Raw genomic sequence first — 15281 nt, forward strand, 5'->3', positions numbered from 1 at the left:
CAGGCCTCTTTACTTGCAGCGGTTCCACGAATCGGGTAGGCTTCTTCGCATGGTGCTAGACCGAATCCATATCGATCCGCAGGTCTGTGGGGGCAAGGCAACGATCCGCGGTCTCCGCCTGACGGTAGACTTTATCCTACGGCTGCTTGGAGATGGCTATACGGCAGCTGAGATCGTGGCGGAATATCCTGAATTGGTCCTTGAGGATGTCTATCAGGCAGCGAAATACGGCGCATGGCTGGCTGGCGAGCAGACATCCGCAGCCTCATGAGGCTGCTGGCCGATCTCCACATCGCCCCTCGCACCGTTCAATTCCTGCGCTCCCTCGGTCATGATGCCCTTCGCGTGACCGACCTTCTCCCCGCAACCGCCTCCGATGAATCTATTGTCGAACGGGCCGCGCAGGATCAAAGAATCATCCTGACCCAGGACCTCGACATGACGGCGATCATTGCCCTGTCTCGACGCCAATATCCGTCACTCGTCACCCTTCGTCTGAGCTCCGTACGAGTCGAGTTCGTCAACTCCATCCTCCAACGGACCCTCCCGGTGCTGGAGCACGATCTGCTGCAGGGCGCACTCGTCACAATCGAAGACTCCCGCGTTCGTCTCCGTCGTCTCCCACTAGCCATTCAGGACAATTCCATCTGACACAAAGAAACAGCACGTGACTGGCGCGCGGGCAGCGAGCAAGAAGACTGTGCTGACTGCCCCAATCATTTTCCGATTCCCCATATCCTCCCCCAAGGGTGTGCCCCGGTTGGTTTTCACTGCGCGCATTGAGCGACCGCCGCTTCATCGCGGGGGCTCAGCGAGCAAGAAAACCGACCGGGGCGCACCCGCCCCTCCTTGACTCTTTGAAATCCGATCCCCGACAATGCCCGCATGTCAGCACACATCATCATTGAACGATTGGAATTCCGTGGCCGCTGCGGCGTTACCGCGGAAGAACGGGCGAAACCTCAGCCGCTGGCGGTGGATGTGGAATTGGATGCGCCCCTCGATCCGGCCGGCCACTCGGACCATCTCGCGGACACCATCGACTATGCGAAGATTGCGCAACGCCTCGTCGAGATCGGCACGATGCAGGAGGCCTGCTTACTGGAAACCATGGCGGAGCGATTCCTCGCCATGCTGTTTGCAGACTTTCCCATTAAACGGGCAAATCTCTGGCTTCGTAAACTCCATGCGCCTATCAGCCAGGTGACCCGCTCCGTCGGCATCAGGATCGAACGAACCAGGCTCGCGCAACAACTCAGCTGCATTGAACCGAAGCCGGCCCCGTTTCTGGTCGAACAGCTGCCCCGCCTCCCTAAAGGCAAGGCTCTGGATGTTGCAGCAGGCGGAGGCCGACACTCCCTATTCCTCGCCGCACAGGGTTATCACGTCGAAGCGATCGACCGCGACGAAGCCACCCTTACCCAGCTTGCTGCATCCGCTGCGGTAAAAGCACTCCCCCCGATCAAGACCAGGACGATCGACTTGGAGCAACCGGCGCCATTCGACCCTGGATTCGGCCATGAGACGCATGATGTGATCATCGTCTTTTTCTATCTGCATCGATCGCTCTTTCCGTTTCTCATCGATGCGCTCAAACCCGGCGGCATGTTGGTCTATGAGACCTTTACGATCGATAACTATACACATCACAAACATCCGCGCCGGTGGGAGTTCTGCCTGTCCCACAATGAACTGTTGCGCATGACGTCGACGCTTCAGATTCTGCACTACGATGAAGGGCCGCACGACGGTGTCGAAGGCCCTCGCTCGACCTATACCGCTCAGCTGGTGGCCCAGAAGCCGCTGCGATCGGCTCACGCGACATGAGCCGCATCGATCTCCATCTACACACCACCCATTCAGACGGCAGCCAGTCCCCAGCTGAAGTCGTCCGGCTTGCCCATGAGGCAGGCGTCTCCGCCCTGGCCATTACCGACCACGACATCACCACCGGCCTTCCTGAGGCCATGGCGGCAGGACAGGCACTCGGCATTGAGATCATCCCCGGAATTGAAATCAGCTCGCGCCACGGTGCATCGGAACTGCATGTGCTGGGCTATTTCCTCAGATGGCAAGATGCCCAACTCAACGAGCGCCTGCTGACCCTTCGAGAGAGCCGTCACCGCCGCAATCCCAAGATCATCGAACTGCTGCAAGCCACGGGGATCGATATCACCTACGATGAAGTACGGGCCGTCGCCGGGAGTGATTCGGTGGGCCGGCCGCATATCGCCCGCGTCCTCATGGACAAGAAGGTCGTAACGACCGCCAAAGAAGCGTTTGACCGGTTCCTGGCTGAAGGTAAGGCCGCCTATGTGCCGCGCGATCTCCCCGCCCCTGCCGATGCGATCCGCTGGATCAAGGATGCAGGCGGGCTGGCGGTTCTTGCGCACCCCACCTGGGTCAAGACGACCGAAGGGACGCTGACCGACTTAGCCCGTCAGCTGAAAGAGCAGGGGCTGGACGGAGTCGAAGTCCACTACAGCACTCACACCCCTCGACAGACCCGCACGTATTTGAGTCTCGCCAAACAACTGGGCTTGTTGGTCACGGGCGGCAGCGACTTTCACGGGATGACCAAACCCGATATCGAGGTCGGAACCGGGAAGGGCTCGCTGCATGTTCCGGATCATCTGCTCCCGAAACTCAAGGACGCCGTCGCGCAGCTCTAACAGGGTGCTGAAAAAGCATCATTGCCACGTTTACTCATTCACCGAGTTTCTCTGCAACCTGCTAACCCGCTCTTCCTGTGTGATTCCCGCTATTCGTTGACTCTCCGGGCCTATCCGCTAGACTTTGGGCAGCTTCTCACTGAACCTATCCATGACACACGCATCTGGCTGGCTCATTCAGTTCGCGATCGTCTCATTCGTGGCCCTGTTTGCAGGGCCACTCCTGAGCAAGCTGCCGTTTGCCGAACACTTTCCGCTGACCCTCCTCGGATTGACGGGTCCGCAAACGATTCGTCTCATCGCTGAGGGCACCGGCCTCCTCACACTCTGGCTCCTGGCCTTTCATGCCTTCCGCCACATGCCGGACAACGGGCGAGGATTCACCTTTGTCAGTCGCATCGTCCTTCCTCTGACCACGATCGTGGTCCTCATTGTCGGGGACAAGACCATGCAAGTGGTCGGACAATCGCTGATTGAAGACTTCGGCATCCAGCGATACAGCCTCGGCTATGCCGCCACTCTGGTCGTTGCCGGACTCTGGCTGACTGTGGCGTGGCTACTCAACATCGACGCCCTCCATCACTACTTCACCGCCCCTGCGCCGACACGCAGTCAGAAGAAGACGCCTCAGACCGTCGACGAGAGTCATGACGTGCAGGAACGCTCCGGTCCTTCCGAAACGTCTGACTCAGCGTCCGCAGATTCGCCCAACAATGGATCTCCCCCCGCCACGCTTGGACGGTACAAGGTCCTGAAGGAACTCGGACGCGGAGCCATGGGGGTCGTGTATTTGGGCAAAGATCCCACGATTCAACGATTCGTGGCCATCAAGACCATGCGGTTGGACGAGATCGACGATGCGGAAAAGCTCCAGGAAGTGAAGACCCGGTTTTTCCGTGAAGCGGAATCGACCGGCCGGCTCACACATCCCAATATCGTCACGATTTACGATGCGGGGGAAGAACAGGAGCTCGGCTACATCGCTATGGAGGTCTTGGAGGGCACGACGCTCAAGCACTGGTCGCGCAAACCCAACCTGCTGCCCCTCGACAAACTGATTCCGATCCTTGCCACCGTGGCCGACGCCCTGGACTATGCCCACCAGCAAGGCGTCGTACACCGCGACATCAAGCCGGCCAATATCATGATCACCAAAGGCGCGACGGTGAAAGTCATGGATTTTGGCATTGCGAAAATGGCATCGTCGTCGAAGACGCAAACCAACATTGTGCTCGGCACTCCTACCTACATGTCGCCGGAACAGATTGCCGGGAAAAAGGTCGACGGGCGATCCGACATCTTCTCGCTGGGAGTCGTCCTCTATGAAATGCTGAGCGGCCGCCCCCCATTCACTGCGGATAACTTATCCGCCTTGCTCTTTGCGATTGCCCATAATCCCCACCCTTCTATCAAGGTCATCCGTCCGGACATTCCTCCGGCTCTCCAACACGTGCTCAACCAAGCACTCGAAAAGGATCCGGCTATGCGATTCCGACGGGCGGCCGAGTTTGCCCAGGAACTGCGCGCCTGCCTGCAAGGCCAGACCGTTTAACTTGAGGAGCCCATGCCGCTGGCCGTCACCCATAGCGCCCTCTCCGATATCGGTCGCAGACGATCGCATAATGAAGATCGTTACTGCACCGACACCACCTTAGGGCTCTTCATCGTCTGCGACGGCATGGGCGGCAGCAAGGCCGGCGAGATTGCCAGCGGCCTCGCGGTCGAAACTATCCATCGCCATATCAATGAAGCATCACAGAACCCTGCGTTCCCGTTGATCGGCCAATCCGACCCCACCATGTCACTCTCAGGGAATCGCCTCCTCAGCGCGATTCGCGATGCCAATCGCGTCATTCATCGTGAGGGGCGCAGAAATCCGGACTGGGCCGGAATGGGAACGACCGTCGTCGCGGTGCTGCTTGCAGACCAGCTGATGTCGTTCGCCCATGTCGGTGACAGTCGCCTCTATCTGGTCCGCGCCCACGCCATCCAACCCCTGACCGCCGATCACTCATGGGTGGCCGAACAGGTGCGCTCCGGCCTGATGACTGAAGCCGAAGCCGAGCGATCGCCACAGCGCAACATCGTCACCCGCGCCGTGGGAGTGGCACCGGATGTCGACATTACCATCGGCGAGGCGGAGCTGCAGGTAGGTGACCGTCTCTTGCTCTGTTCGGATGGGCTGACAAAATACGTCGGGACAACGAGGCTCCTCAATGTCCTCACGCAAACCGATGACCTGAACGACGCAGCCCGGCAACTGGTCGCCCTCGCCAATGATGCCGGCGGAGACGATAATACGACGGTCATCACTGTGGCCGTCCATGAGGCCATGGAGCAGCCGATGTGGAATCGGCTCCGTCAACGACTGGCCATGTAGCGACACCTCACCAACCGGGACGTCGCGTGACCCTGGTTCGAGTAGTCTGGGATCTGGAATAGATATCGTTGAGTGATCGAGACTGGCTAGTTCCTGAGGGTGAGTGCGCCTTTAGGTAACGTTGCGTAACATCCGTCCGACACGTCCTGAGCGTGATCCTGCAAGCACTGCAACATCTGCCCCTCTCCTGACGGCACCTCGCGACAGAAGCGTTTGACATCATCCGCACAGGCCACCGCATGGCCGGACCGTTCCTTCCACCGCACGAGCTGCTGGCGAATCATCGACTGACACGGGGACGGAAGCTGCTTGGTCCGCTGCTCCATGCAACGTCGGCGATCCTCGCCTTGCAGGCTATCGGGACAGGCCTGCTGCAGTTCGGCCTCACATTTCATCTCCGCGATTTGCCTTGCGCGGGGATCTAATGCAACGGCTGCCCCCCCCAGGCCCTGCTCGGGTTGAGGTATCTCCGCCCCGTTGACGACGACTCGACGCGAGCCCGGTGCATCCGGCGCCGGCACCCCTGGAATGCTCAGGTCCAGCGCGGGCGTCGGAGGAGTGGCTTTCATCAATCGAGACGAAACGCCGGATGCATGGAGCTGATCTTTGGTGGGCATATTCGCCCAGACCAGTCCCCATACCAATCCCAACCCGACAATGGTCACAAGGATGGCCGTCAGACGGCTTGATGATGATGGCTTCGGCATGATGTAGGCCTAGGATAGGACAACATCTGAAGAAAAGCACCGAAAGGAGAGATTCTGAACAGTGCGCAAGAGAGAACGCTCTGGGAGAGATTAGTTCTCCGACGTCTCGACGATATGATTTTCGAACCTCGTACAGCCCTCTGCCAGCAATCGATTGGTCAGCATTTCACCGGGCCATTCGATCGGCAAGTCGGCAGTGAACACCCAGACATCCGGAGACGTCCAGACCGGTCCATGCTCCTCCGGCAGTTCCGGATCAAACAGATCGGTCCACACGGGCATATAGACGCCGTTGCCGCATTGCGTATGCAGGTGTACGACCGTCCGCGACCGGACCAATGGATCGAGATCCCGCCACACTGCCGCCGTTTCATCGGCCAAATGATGGATACGCACCGCATTCTGCGCATCGAACATCGCATAGGCCGCATAGACCGGGACCTCGATGGTATCCGGCGCCAGCGCCAATTCAGGGCACTGCTCGACCAGTCCTTCAAGAATCGCCCGCCGATGCCGATCCTCCCAGGAATCAGGTAGCCCGGGATCGGACGCGCCGATAATTTCAAACAGCAAGAACGCGGTATTTTCCACCGGCGGGTACAGTCGTGCGGCGATCGCTTGCGTCCGCTCCGAGTCTGCCACCGAGGTCAAATGGTCGTGCAGCATCTGAAGATTGAGCGGCTCCAGCGTCGCGTCGGTCAGCAATCTCGATTCCACCCGCACCACCGTGCCGGCCGACAAACGCAGATGCCGGTGGAGCAACTCCGCGGTGGCTATAGGATCAATTTTGAGCTTGAGCGGGGCCGTGAGGTTGGCTTGCAGGGGAAGCTCCAAGGCCGCCATCGTGGCGTAGACCGGTTTTTCTTCCGTCGATTCATCCAACGCCAACGTACAACTGGCTTCCGCCAGCAGATCGAACAACCATTCGGCCATTTCTTCATCGAGCGCAGCCAGGACGGTCAGCAGGTCGGACTCGCGCCCCTGCTCTAGAAAGGCTTGCAACGTATCGATCGCCGCGTCGGTGTCGCCGTGATCATGACGACGCGCATTGATCAAGTGGATGAGGTCGCGGGTGAGCGGATCGGGACGAGACCAAGCCAACATCAGACGCTCCTCAAATTACCGGAAAAGGACTCTTGCTCACCGACATGGCACGATCTCCATGTTGCCAAAGAATCTACGCAGGAGCAAGGGCGAAGACAGTTCCTGCGACCGGACTTCCGGCACCAACCGCGGGATACGGCACTCATCATTCACCAATCACTTTCACCAGCACACGCTTTCTTCGCCGCCCGTCAAATTCACCGTAGAAGATCTGTTCCCAGGGGCCGAAATCAAGCCGCCCATCCGTCACCGCCACCACGACTTCACGCCCCATTAGCTGGCGCTTCACATGGGCATCGCCGTTGTCTTCGCCGGTCTCGTTATGCCGGTACACCGCGTCGTGCGGCGCAAGTCGTTCGAGCACGTCGTCGTAGTCTCGGAGCAGTCCCGGTTCGTCGTCGTTAATATAGACGCTGGCGGTGATGTGCATCGCATTGACCAGCACCAGCCCTTCCTTCACTCCGCTCGCGTTGAGAACGGCTTCGACCTGAGGCGTGATATTGAGATAGGCGCGGCGCGTCTTGGTCTCGAACCAGAGTTCCTCTCGATACGACTTCATCGGCCCAACCTATTCGTGCGTGTCTCGACGGGCATTCTGCCGAACGGTCCGCCCGAGATTCAAGTGGCAGGCGAGAATCAGCGACTCGATTCGCCCCGCACCCGAAACGGACTATAATGAAAATCATGACCAAGAGGCCACCACGCGCATTACCGCAGCCACTCTCCGCCAACGCCACCACTGTCTTGGCCCAGCGGTACCTCGCAAGAAATCCCGAGGGCGCCGTGGTGGAAACCGCGGCGCAGCTCTTTTGGCGCGTCGCACACGACATCGCCCAAGCCGAACGCACCTACCCGCCTCCGACCAGACAGCCGCATCTCGCGCGGCGGTTCTTTGACCTGATGGCTCGCCTCGACTTCCTGCCGAATTCGCCGACCCTGATGAACGCGGGGCGTCCGCTGCAGCAACTGTCGGCCTGCTTCGTCCTTCCGGTTGAGGATACGCTCGCGTCGATTTTCGATGCCGTGAAGTATCAGGCCTTGATTCACCAATCGGGAGGGGGCACGGGGTTTTCCTTCAGCCGGCTTCGCCCGCGGGCTGACCGCGTCGCCACAACCAACGGGGTCGCCTCCGGTCCGGTCTCGTTCATGCGGGTTTTCAACCTCTCGACCGACGTCATTAAACAGGGCGGCACCCGGCGCGGTGCGAATATGGGCATTCTACGGGTCGATCACCCGGATATTCTTGAATTCATCGCCCTCAAGCAGAACCAGTCTGAGATGACTAATTTCAACCTGTCTGTCGGCATCACCGATCGATTCATGCAAGCCCTGACACGTCAACAGGCGATTCCGCTCATCAATCCTCACACAGGCCAAATCATTCGCCGCGTGGCGGCGCAAGCCATTTTCGATCAACTGGTCCAGGCAGCCTGGCAATCCGGAGAGCCCGGTATCGTATTCTTGGATACGATCAATAGAGCGAATCCCACCCCTCACCTGGGTGCAATCGAAGCCACCAACCCCTGCGGAGAGCAGCCCCTCCTTCCTTACGAGTCCTGCACGCTCGGCTCCATCAACGTCGCCAACTTTGTGGTGACGCGCTCAGGAAAACCGGCGATCGACTACGATCGATTGCATCGCACCATTCCAACTACGGTGCGATTTCTTGACAACGTACTCGATCGCTCCCATTTCCCCTTACAGGCCATCAAGGACCAAACCGCGCTCACCAGAAAGATCGGCCTCGGCATCATGGGCTTTGCCGATCTGCTGATCCATCTCGGCATTCCGTATAACTCGGACGAAGCCTTGACGGTCGCAGAAAAACTGATGAGTGTCATCCAAACCCAGGCTCACGAAGCGTCGACTCAGCTGGCACGCGAGCGCGGGGTGTTCCCCGCCTATCGCGGCAGCCGCCTGCAAACACACCGACAACGTTGGCGCAATGCCACGGTCACAACCATCGCTCCCACCGGCACGATCAGCATCATTGCGGACTGCTCTGCCGGAATCGAGCCGCTCTATGGCATCCACCTCGTACGCACGGTGATGGACGGCATGGCACTCGCCAGCCTTCATCCTGCATTCGTACGGCACGCCGAAACGCACGGCCTGGCGCTCCCGTCGCTCCAACGTGAGTTGGAACAGAGCGCCTCAATCCAACATCTCACCCAGCTGCCGGCTTCCCTACGACAGCTCTTCATCACCGCCCACGACGTGTCGCCGTCACATCACGTACGAATGCAAGCAGCCTTCCAACGCCATAGTGACAGCGGCGTCTCGAAAACGATCAACCTGCCCCCCTCGGCGACGCCTCAAGACGTCGCCGAGGCCTTCCATCTCGCCCATCGCCTCGGCTGCAAAGGGCTCACCGTATTTCGTTCTGGGAGTCGACGCGATCAGGTCCTGTCCTGCTCACAGCAACAATCCTGCTGACGTCGCGACTCGATCCAGGAGCTCCGTCCCCTGGTAGAATTTCCCCACAAAATTGACTCCATCGGACCTTGGTGATAAGTACTTTCACAGAATATGATCGTTTGCCGATGATCGCTACAGGGAGGTGCCCGATGTTCGCAGTCGCTGGGGGTCCGTCGTTCGCAGGCAGTGCGCTCTCCAATCTGTTTTTTGCCCGCCAACCGGAGCCGGATTTGGAATTCACTGAAGAAGAATTGGAACAAACCACGAACACCCGTTCGTCCTCTCCCATGAAATCACCGAAGAAATCAGGTGGACGTCCCGTTCTCTGGGTTCTGCTCTTAGCCCTCATCGGTGGTGGCGCCTATGTGGCGATGGAACCGGAAATGGTGATGGACTGGGTCAATCAATTACTGGGCGAGACCCCGACACCGCAGCCGCCGCAGATGGCGACGAGGCCGGCGCCGATCGCACAACCAGCGCCGGCAGCGCCTGATGCGCCAGCGCCGATTCCGGCTGCTCCACAGGCCAACGCGCCGATGACTGCGACTCCGCCGCCGGCATCGCCAATGGCCTCGGCCCCTGCACCAGTCGGAGCACCGGTCGCACCCAGTGCGACACCGGCTCCGCCTGTGATGCCGACGAGCCCGGCAATGGCGACTCCCCCCGCACCCGCGTCACTGTCTCCGATGTTCGGAGAAGGTCAACGCGTCACGGTGGCGGTCGACCCTGCCCTCGCCGGCGGGATGATCGCGTTATCCCAAGATCCTGCCGGGACGAAGCCGGGCCCGGCCGTTCGTCCCGGGGCCGGACTCACCATTCTTGACGGTGATCTCCAACAGAACGGATGGGTCTATTCCGTCCGGAGCGACGATGGCGTCAAGGGATGGATCGCTGAGAAGCGCCTCCGCTTGAAACCGTAATCTTCTGACTCGCATACTTCGGGTTCATCAGAGGGCGGCGATACAATCCTGTATCGCCGCCCTCTGTGCTATAATGCGCCCCGCTGTTTCTCCGACACATTCAACCGGGATTCAAACTCGACATGCAGACGCTGCGCGCCATCCTGTTCGATTTCGACGGTGTCATCGCGAATACAGAGCCGCTTCACTTTGCCGGACTCCGCCGCACGCTGGCCGACATCGACATTACCCTCACCGAATCGGATTACTACGCCAACTATTTGGGCTTCGACGATCGCGGCTGCTTCCTTGCGGCCCTGCAGGCCAATGAACGACCGATCACCCCCGCGATCCTCCACGACCTGATGACGAAAAAAGCTATCGCCTATCTCGCTTCGGTCCGTGATCATCTCGTCATTTTCCCCGGTGTGCGGGAGTTCGTCGAACAGGCCGCCGCCCGGTATCCCTTGGCGATCGCCTCCGGCGCCCTCCGTCCGGAAATCGAACTCATTCTCGAACAAGCCGGCCTCAGGAAGGCGTTCCTCCATATCACCAGCGCGGAAGATGTCAGCCGCGGCAAGCCGGACCCCCAACCCTTTCAATATGCCTTGGCCGGCTTGACCCACGTACGCCCGAATCTCGGATTGGATGCGGCGTCGTGCCTGGTCATCGAAGATTCGCTGCCCGGCATTCGATCGGCCAAATCCGCCGGGATGAAAGTGCTGGCCGTCGCCAATACCCACACCACGCAAGATCTGCATGAAGCCCATGCCATCACTCACAGCCTGGCGGACACCAGCCTAGACGACCTACGAACCCGCCTATGGCCAATCGCACAATGATGAGGATCAGACCGTAATGCGTATCTGCTCGCTGGTCCCCGGCGCCACAGAAGTCGTTGCTGCGCTCGATCTCACAGACCAGTTGGTGGCCGTGAGCCACGAGTGCGACTATCCGGAATCCATCCGCCACATCCCGTCAGTCGTTGAGTCGGTGATCGATCAGCACAGCCTCTCCAGTGACGCCATTGATCGAGCCGTCAAACAACTTGTGAGTGCCGGTCAACGGCTCTATCGTCTCAACGAGCAACGCCTTCGTGAGGCTCGACCGGACGTGATCTTGACTCAGGATCTGTGTCATGTGTGTGCCGTCACGCCCGATCAATTGACACAGGCCATAACCGCACTCCCCTCCGAGCCACGGATCGTGACGCTGAATCCGACGTCAATGGAAGATATGCTGCTCGACGTTGTCCGCATCGCACAGGCAGTAGGAGCGGCTGACCGCGGGCAGGCACTGCTCCAATCTCTACGTGCGAGACTTGATCACGTGTCCACCACCAAACGGGCCATCCGCCCTCGCGTGGTCTGCCTGGAATGGCTCGACCCGCTCTATATCGCCGGCCACTGGGTGCCTGAAATGGTGGCGCTCGCAGGAGGGACGGATATTTTGGGTCGCAACGATCAACCATCGCGTGAAACCACGTGGAAGGAAGTCACGGACGCCAACCCGGACATCCTGCTCATCATGCCCTGCGGATACTCCGTTCAACGAACCGTGGATGAACTCGGCCGTTTTGAGAACAGTCGGACGCCATGGTCCGCGCAACTCGCCCGCTGGCCCGAAACCTATGTCCTCGATGCCAACGCCTATTTCAGCCGTCCCGGTCCGCGGCTCGTTGACGGCGTCGAGCTGCTCGCCTCGCTCTTTCACCCGATGCCATCCCATGATCTGAACCCGTTACAGGCCGTCCGCCTGACGACATCCTTGCTCACTGTGGAGTCCCGCGTATGACCGTCGATGAAGCCCAGGCCTATTGCACCGCCCTCACCAAAGCAAGCGGCAGCAATTTCTACTACTCATTTTTCTTTCTCCCCAAGGCACGCCGCAGCGCGATGTATACGGTCTATGCGTTCTGCAAAGCGGTCGATAGTGCGGTGGATGAACCGCCCGCCGGCAGTCAGCCGCAGGAAGAACTCGTCAAGTGGCGCGCGGAGCTGGACGCCGCCTATCACGGCACGCCGACATGGCCGATCACCATCAGTTTGGCGCATCACGTGAAAGCACTCTCGATCCCCAAGGTCTATTTTGAGGAATTGATCAAGGGCGTGGAGATGGATTTGCACAACAACCGCTACGTCACCTTCAACGAGCTGTCGTCCTATTGCTACCGGGTCGCGTCCGTCGTGGGTCTCATCTGCCTGCACATCTTCGGCGCGACCTCTGCCCGGGCGCAGGACTACGCCGTGGATCTCGGCATGGCCTTCCAACTCACCAACATTCTACGGGACGTGGGCACCGACGCAGCACAAAACCGAATCTACCTTCCGCTTGAAGACCTGAAAGCCTGCAAATATTCGGAAAAAGCTCTGCGGCAACAGACCTATTCACCGGAGTTCCAGAAGTTGATGCAGCATGAAGCCGCCCGCGCCCGGCAGTACTATGACAAAGCCCGGGCGGCCCTGATGGCTCTCCCTCCCCACGAGCGCCGCGCCCTGACGGTGGCGGAGATCATGCGCGGGATCTACTCCAGAATTCTAAGGAAGATCGAAGCCTCCGAGTACAAGGTATTTGGTCCACGCATCCGTCTGACCACCAGTCATCGCCTAGCGATTGCCGCAGGAATCTGGCTGCGCTCCCGATTCTCGTGACCACTCCATCCGCAGAGTCTGTTGTCATCCTCGGCACCTCGCTCGCAAGCCTGGTCGCGGCCTGCGAACTTGCCCGTCGGGGCTATCACCTGACGCTCATCGACCACCCGAGTTGGGCCGACGATCTCTCGGCGTCTGAGCATATGCTTGGCTGCCATCGAGAACTACAAACCTTGCTCAGGGCCCTCCCAGAATCGGAGCCCCCGGCACAAACTTCGGCCACCCCGCTTGAATTTTTCTTGCCTGACGGACGCATCGTCTCCTACAGGCCGACGACGCTTCCCGGATCACTCCATTGGATCACCGGACTCGTTCGGTTTCGCGGCCTGTCCTGGAGCGATCGCTGGCAGCTCCTCTCCTACCTCGAACGAATCTGGGAACAGGAGCTCGCTGCCCCGACCACCCTGGACCAGCGCACCGCCGACGCCTGGCTGGCATCGATCGGACAGAGCCCATCCGCACGTGAACACATCTGGTCGCCTCTCATTCGATTCCTCACGGGCAACGCACTGACCGATCTCTCGGCCGCCTCCTGTGCACGAGCCTTGACGCCCCCCTTTCTCACCGACGCGCGCGCATCCTCCTGCACCAAACTCAGCAGCGCGCAACGCCACGGCCTGCATCGCCAATTGAAAACCGTCTTATCCACGCTGGGCATACAGGTCCTGGCGCAAACGGACCTCCCCCACATTCAATTTGGACAGCATCGTATTGAGCATGTCCGCCTGGGCGATGGGCACAGCCTCAAAGCGACCTGGTACCTGTCCGGCATACCGCATCACGTGCTCCTGAAGCTGCTCCCGGATCGGCTGCTCACCCGGTATGGCTATTTCTCGCAACTGAGCGACTTGACGGACCTCTCCGCCATCTCCGTCCATCTGACAGGATCAGCACCGGCGGCCGGACCGCGCCTCGTGCTCTTGCCCGGGCAGGGATTCCAATCTGTTTCAATCTCCACGGGGGATCCCTCTACTGCCCTCTATGAATTGTCGGTGGTCGGCGATGTCCCGTTTATTGAACGGACAGAGGCGGATCTGATCGGCCTGGCCAAACAAGAACTCCAGCGCCTCTTCCCTGCCCTCCAGGGAGTGTCACTGCACTCGACCGCGCTCCATAGACGCCCGCGGGCTGCGCTGTCGCTCACATCCGGATCACCGATCCTCCGTCCGATCCAACAAAGCCCCGTGCAGAACCTGCTGGTCGCCGGCTCCTGGACCGATACCGGCTGGCCCACCTCGAGCGAGAGCGCCATCGTCAGCGCACGTCGATGCGTCGCCGCCATCACCGGCTCCCGTCTTGACCCCATCTCCTTCACCTGATACGTATAAATTCATGCTCGCTCACACCACGGCCATGCTGGCCTTAGGAGTCACGCTGATCGGCCTCTCCGGCTGCGCCTCACATCCCTATGACCGTGGCGGCCATCCCTCCGGATATAACCGAGCCGACGTGGATCGGGATTATATGGAGTGTGAATACAAAGCCCGGCTGGCCAACGAACAACATTTTTACAGCCAGAGCTCTCCATTTCCCTTCGGCTCAGGCCCGCAGAGCCCCGCTGACCATGCGCGTGCGCTGCACGGCCTCTCGACGATCAACGCGATGCGCGATACATGCCTGGCAGCCAAGGGTTATCGAGTGGAGTAGCGTGAGACCTGCGACTTATTTCGAGCCATGCTCCATAGGCTCTGCGCCCATCCTGGCGCATTGACATCCCGCAGCGGCCTTCCTAAGATACCGCCTCCAACTGGTTCCGAGGCCATCATGACCACCACCCCGCTCCAGGATCTCGCCAAGTCTCTCCACAACTGCCAGCGCTGCAAACTGGCCAAGCTGGGCCGCAGCCAGGTCGTCTTCGGCGTGGGAAACCCGCATGCCAGCATCATGTTCGTGGGGGAAGCCCCGGGGGCCAATGAGGATTTGAAGGGCGAGCCGTTTGTCGGCGCGGCGGGGAGAATTCTCAACGACCTCCTGCAGTCGGCCAATCTCTCACGCGATGATATTTACATTGCCAATGTCATCAAGTGCCGGCCGCCTGAAAACCGTGACCCCGAACTCGATGAAGTGGAAATCTGCAAGCCGTTTCTCCTGCAGCAAATTCAGCTGATTCGCCCGAAATTGGTCTGCACGTTGGGGAACTGGGCGACGCAAACGCTGCTAGAACGGAAAGTCGGCATCACGAAGGTCAAGGCGCAGGCCTTCTACATGAAAGACTTTGTGCTGTTCCCGTTGCTCCACCCGGCGGCGGCACTGCATCAGGGTGGACTGCTCGACACGTTGAAAGCGGATTTCAAAAAGCTGAAGGAGTTTCTCGACCGGAACACGAAACCGGCCGAGCCCACATCCCCCGCGTCACCGACAGCGCTGACTCTACAGATCGATCCGCCGCACCCGACACAAATGGATCTCTTCTAGAGCGTTCCCCATCAGTTCACAGGTTGGCACTGCGG

17 protein-coding genes are annotated in these 15281 nt (G+C 59.8%); 14 read left to right on the top strand and 3 right to left on the bottom strand.

All coding sequences use genetic code 11. The annotated features are described in order from the left end of the window. The first annotated feature begins 49 nt into the window (after window positions 1–49). The 6 genes from Q7U39_09890 (at window position 50) to Q7U39_09915 (ending at window position 5052) form a co-directional block, all read left to right on the top strand. Window positions 50–271, top strand: a complete 222-nt coding sequence (locus tag Q7U39_09890) for a DUF433 domain-containing protein (GenBank protein MDO9118258.1) — start codon at window positions 50–52, stop codon at window positions 269–271. Continuing rightward, window positions 235–651, top strand: a complete 417-nt coding sequence (locus Q7U39_09895) for a DUF5615 family PIN-like protein (protein MDO9118259.1) — start codon at window positions 235–237, stop codon at window positions 649–651. The genes Q7U39_09890 and Q7U39_09895 overlap by 37 nt, the downstream gene beginning before the upstream one ends. A gap of 234 nt (window positions 652–885) precedes the next feature. Beyond that, window positions 886–1827, top strand: a complete 942-nt coding sequence (gene folB / locus Q7U39_09900) for a dihydroneopterin aldolase (GenBank protein ID MDO9118260.1) — start codon at window positions 886–888, stop codon at window positions 1825–1827. Then, window positions 1824–2672: a PHP domain-containing protein gene (locus tag Q7U39_09905; protein ID MDO9118261.1), complete on the top strand. Its 849-nt coding sequence runs from the start codon at window positions 1824–1826 to the stop codon at window positions 2670–2672. Before folB ends, Q7U39_09905 begins: the two co-directional genes overlap by 4 nt. Window positions 2673–2823: 151 nt before the next feature. After that, complete coding sequence (locus Q7U39_09910; GenBank protein MDO9118262.1) at window positions 2824–4224, top strand: serine/threonine-protein kinase; 1401 nt, start codon at window positions 2824–2826, stop codon at window positions 4222–4224. Between the two features lie 12 nt (window positions 4225–4236). Next, entirely contained in the window at window positions 4237–5052 is an 816-nt protein-coding gene (locus tag Q7U39_09915; GenBank protein ID MDO9118263.1) for a Stp1/IreP family PP2C-type Ser/Thr phosphatase, read from the top strand. A gap of 86 nt (window positions 5053–5138) precedes the next feature. On the opposite strand, the gene Q7U39_09920 is transcribed toward Q7U39_09915, so the two are convergent. The 3 genes from Q7U39_09920 to Q7U39_09930 form a co-directional block, all read right to left on the bottom strand. Further along, on the bottom strand, window positions 5139–5759 hold the full coding sequence (locus Q7U39_09920) for a cysteine rich repeat-containing protein (protein MDO9118264.1): 621 nt from the start codon (window positions 5757–5759) through the stop codon (window positions 5139–5141). Between the two features lie 90 nt (window positions 5760–5849). Then, window positions 5850–6863 (bottom strand): hypothetical protein, encoded by a 1014-nt coding sequence (locus Q7U39_09925; protein ID MDO9118265.1) that lies wholly within the window; start codon window positions 6861–6863, stop codon window positions 5850–5852. 145 nt (window positions 6864–7008) lie between these two features. After that, a complete protein-coding gene (locus Q7U39_09930) occupies window positions 7009–7422 on the bottom strand; it encodes a secondary thiamine-phosphate synthase enzyme YjbQ (protein MDO9118266.1) in 414 nt (137 codons plus the stop codon). A 125-nt stretch (window positions 7423–7547) separates the two neighbouring features. On the opposite strand from Q7U39_09930, the gene Q7U39_09935 reads away from it, so the two are divergent. From Q7U39_09935 to Q7U39_09970, 8 genes are all read left to right on the top strand, one after another. Beyond that, window positions 7548–9299 (top strand): adenosylcobalamin-dependent ribonucleoside-diphosphate reductase, encoded by a 1752-nt coding sequence (locus tag Q7U39_09935; GenBank protein MDO9118267.1) that lies wholly within the window; start codon window positions 7548–7550, stop codon window positions 9297–9299. A gap of 131 nt (window positions 9300–9430) precedes the next feature. After that, window positions 9431–10201 carry a hypothetical protein gene (locus Q7U39_09940; protein MDO9118268.1) on the top strand — a complete coding sequence of 257 codons (771 nt, stop codon included), beginning with the start codon at window positions 9431–9433 and terminating at the stop codon, window positions 10199–10201. Between the two features lie 122 nt (window positions 10202–10323). After that, entirely contained in the window at window positions 10324–11022 is a 699-nt protein-coding gene (locus Q7U39_09945; protein MDO9118269.1) for an HAD family phosphatase, read from the top strand. Window positions 11023–11038: 16 nt separating this feature from the next. Further along, window positions 11039–11974 (top strand): cobalamin-binding protein, encoded by a 936-nt coding sequence (locus Q7U39_09950; protein ID MDO9118270.1) that lies wholly within the window; start codon window positions 11039–11041, stop codon window positions 11972–11974. Then, window positions 11971–12831 carry a presqualene diphosphate synthase HpnD gene (gene hpnD, locus Q7U39_09955; protein ID MDO9118271.1) on the top strand — a complete coding sequence of 287 codons (861 nt, stop codon included), beginning with the start codon at window positions 11971–11973 and terminating at the stop codon, window positions 12829–12831. Before Q7U39_09950 ends, hpnD begins: the two co-directional genes overlap by 4 nt. Next, complete coding sequence (locus tag Q7U39_09960; GenBank protein MDO9118272.1) at window positions 12828–14150, top strand: FAD-dependent oxidoreductase; 1323 nt, start codon at window positions 12828–12830, stop codon at window positions 14148–14150. The genes hpnD and Q7U39_09960 overlap by 4 nt, the downstream gene beginning before the upstream one ends. Before the next feature lie 13 nt (window positions 14151–14163). Beyond that, window positions 14164–14478 (top strand): hypothetical protein, encoded by a 315-nt coding sequence (locus tag Q7U39_09965; GenBank protein MDO9118273.1) that lies wholly within the window; start codon window positions 14164–14166, stop codon window positions 14476–14478. Between the two features lie 117 nt (window positions 14479–14595). Continuing rightward, window positions 14596–15246 carry a uracil-DNA glycosylase gene (locus Q7U39_09970; protein MDO9118274.1) on the top strand — a complete coding sequence of 217 codons (651 nt, stop codon included), beginning with the start codon at window positions 14596–14598 and terminating at the stop codon, window positions 15244–15246. Window positions 15247–15281 lie beyond the last annotated feature (35 nt).

It is taken from the genome of Nitrospira sp. (genome assembly GCA_030653545.1).
In the GTDB taxonomy this organism is placed as follows: domain Bacteria; phylum Nitrospirota; class Nitrospiria; order Nitrospirales; family Nitrospiraceae; genus Nitrospira_D.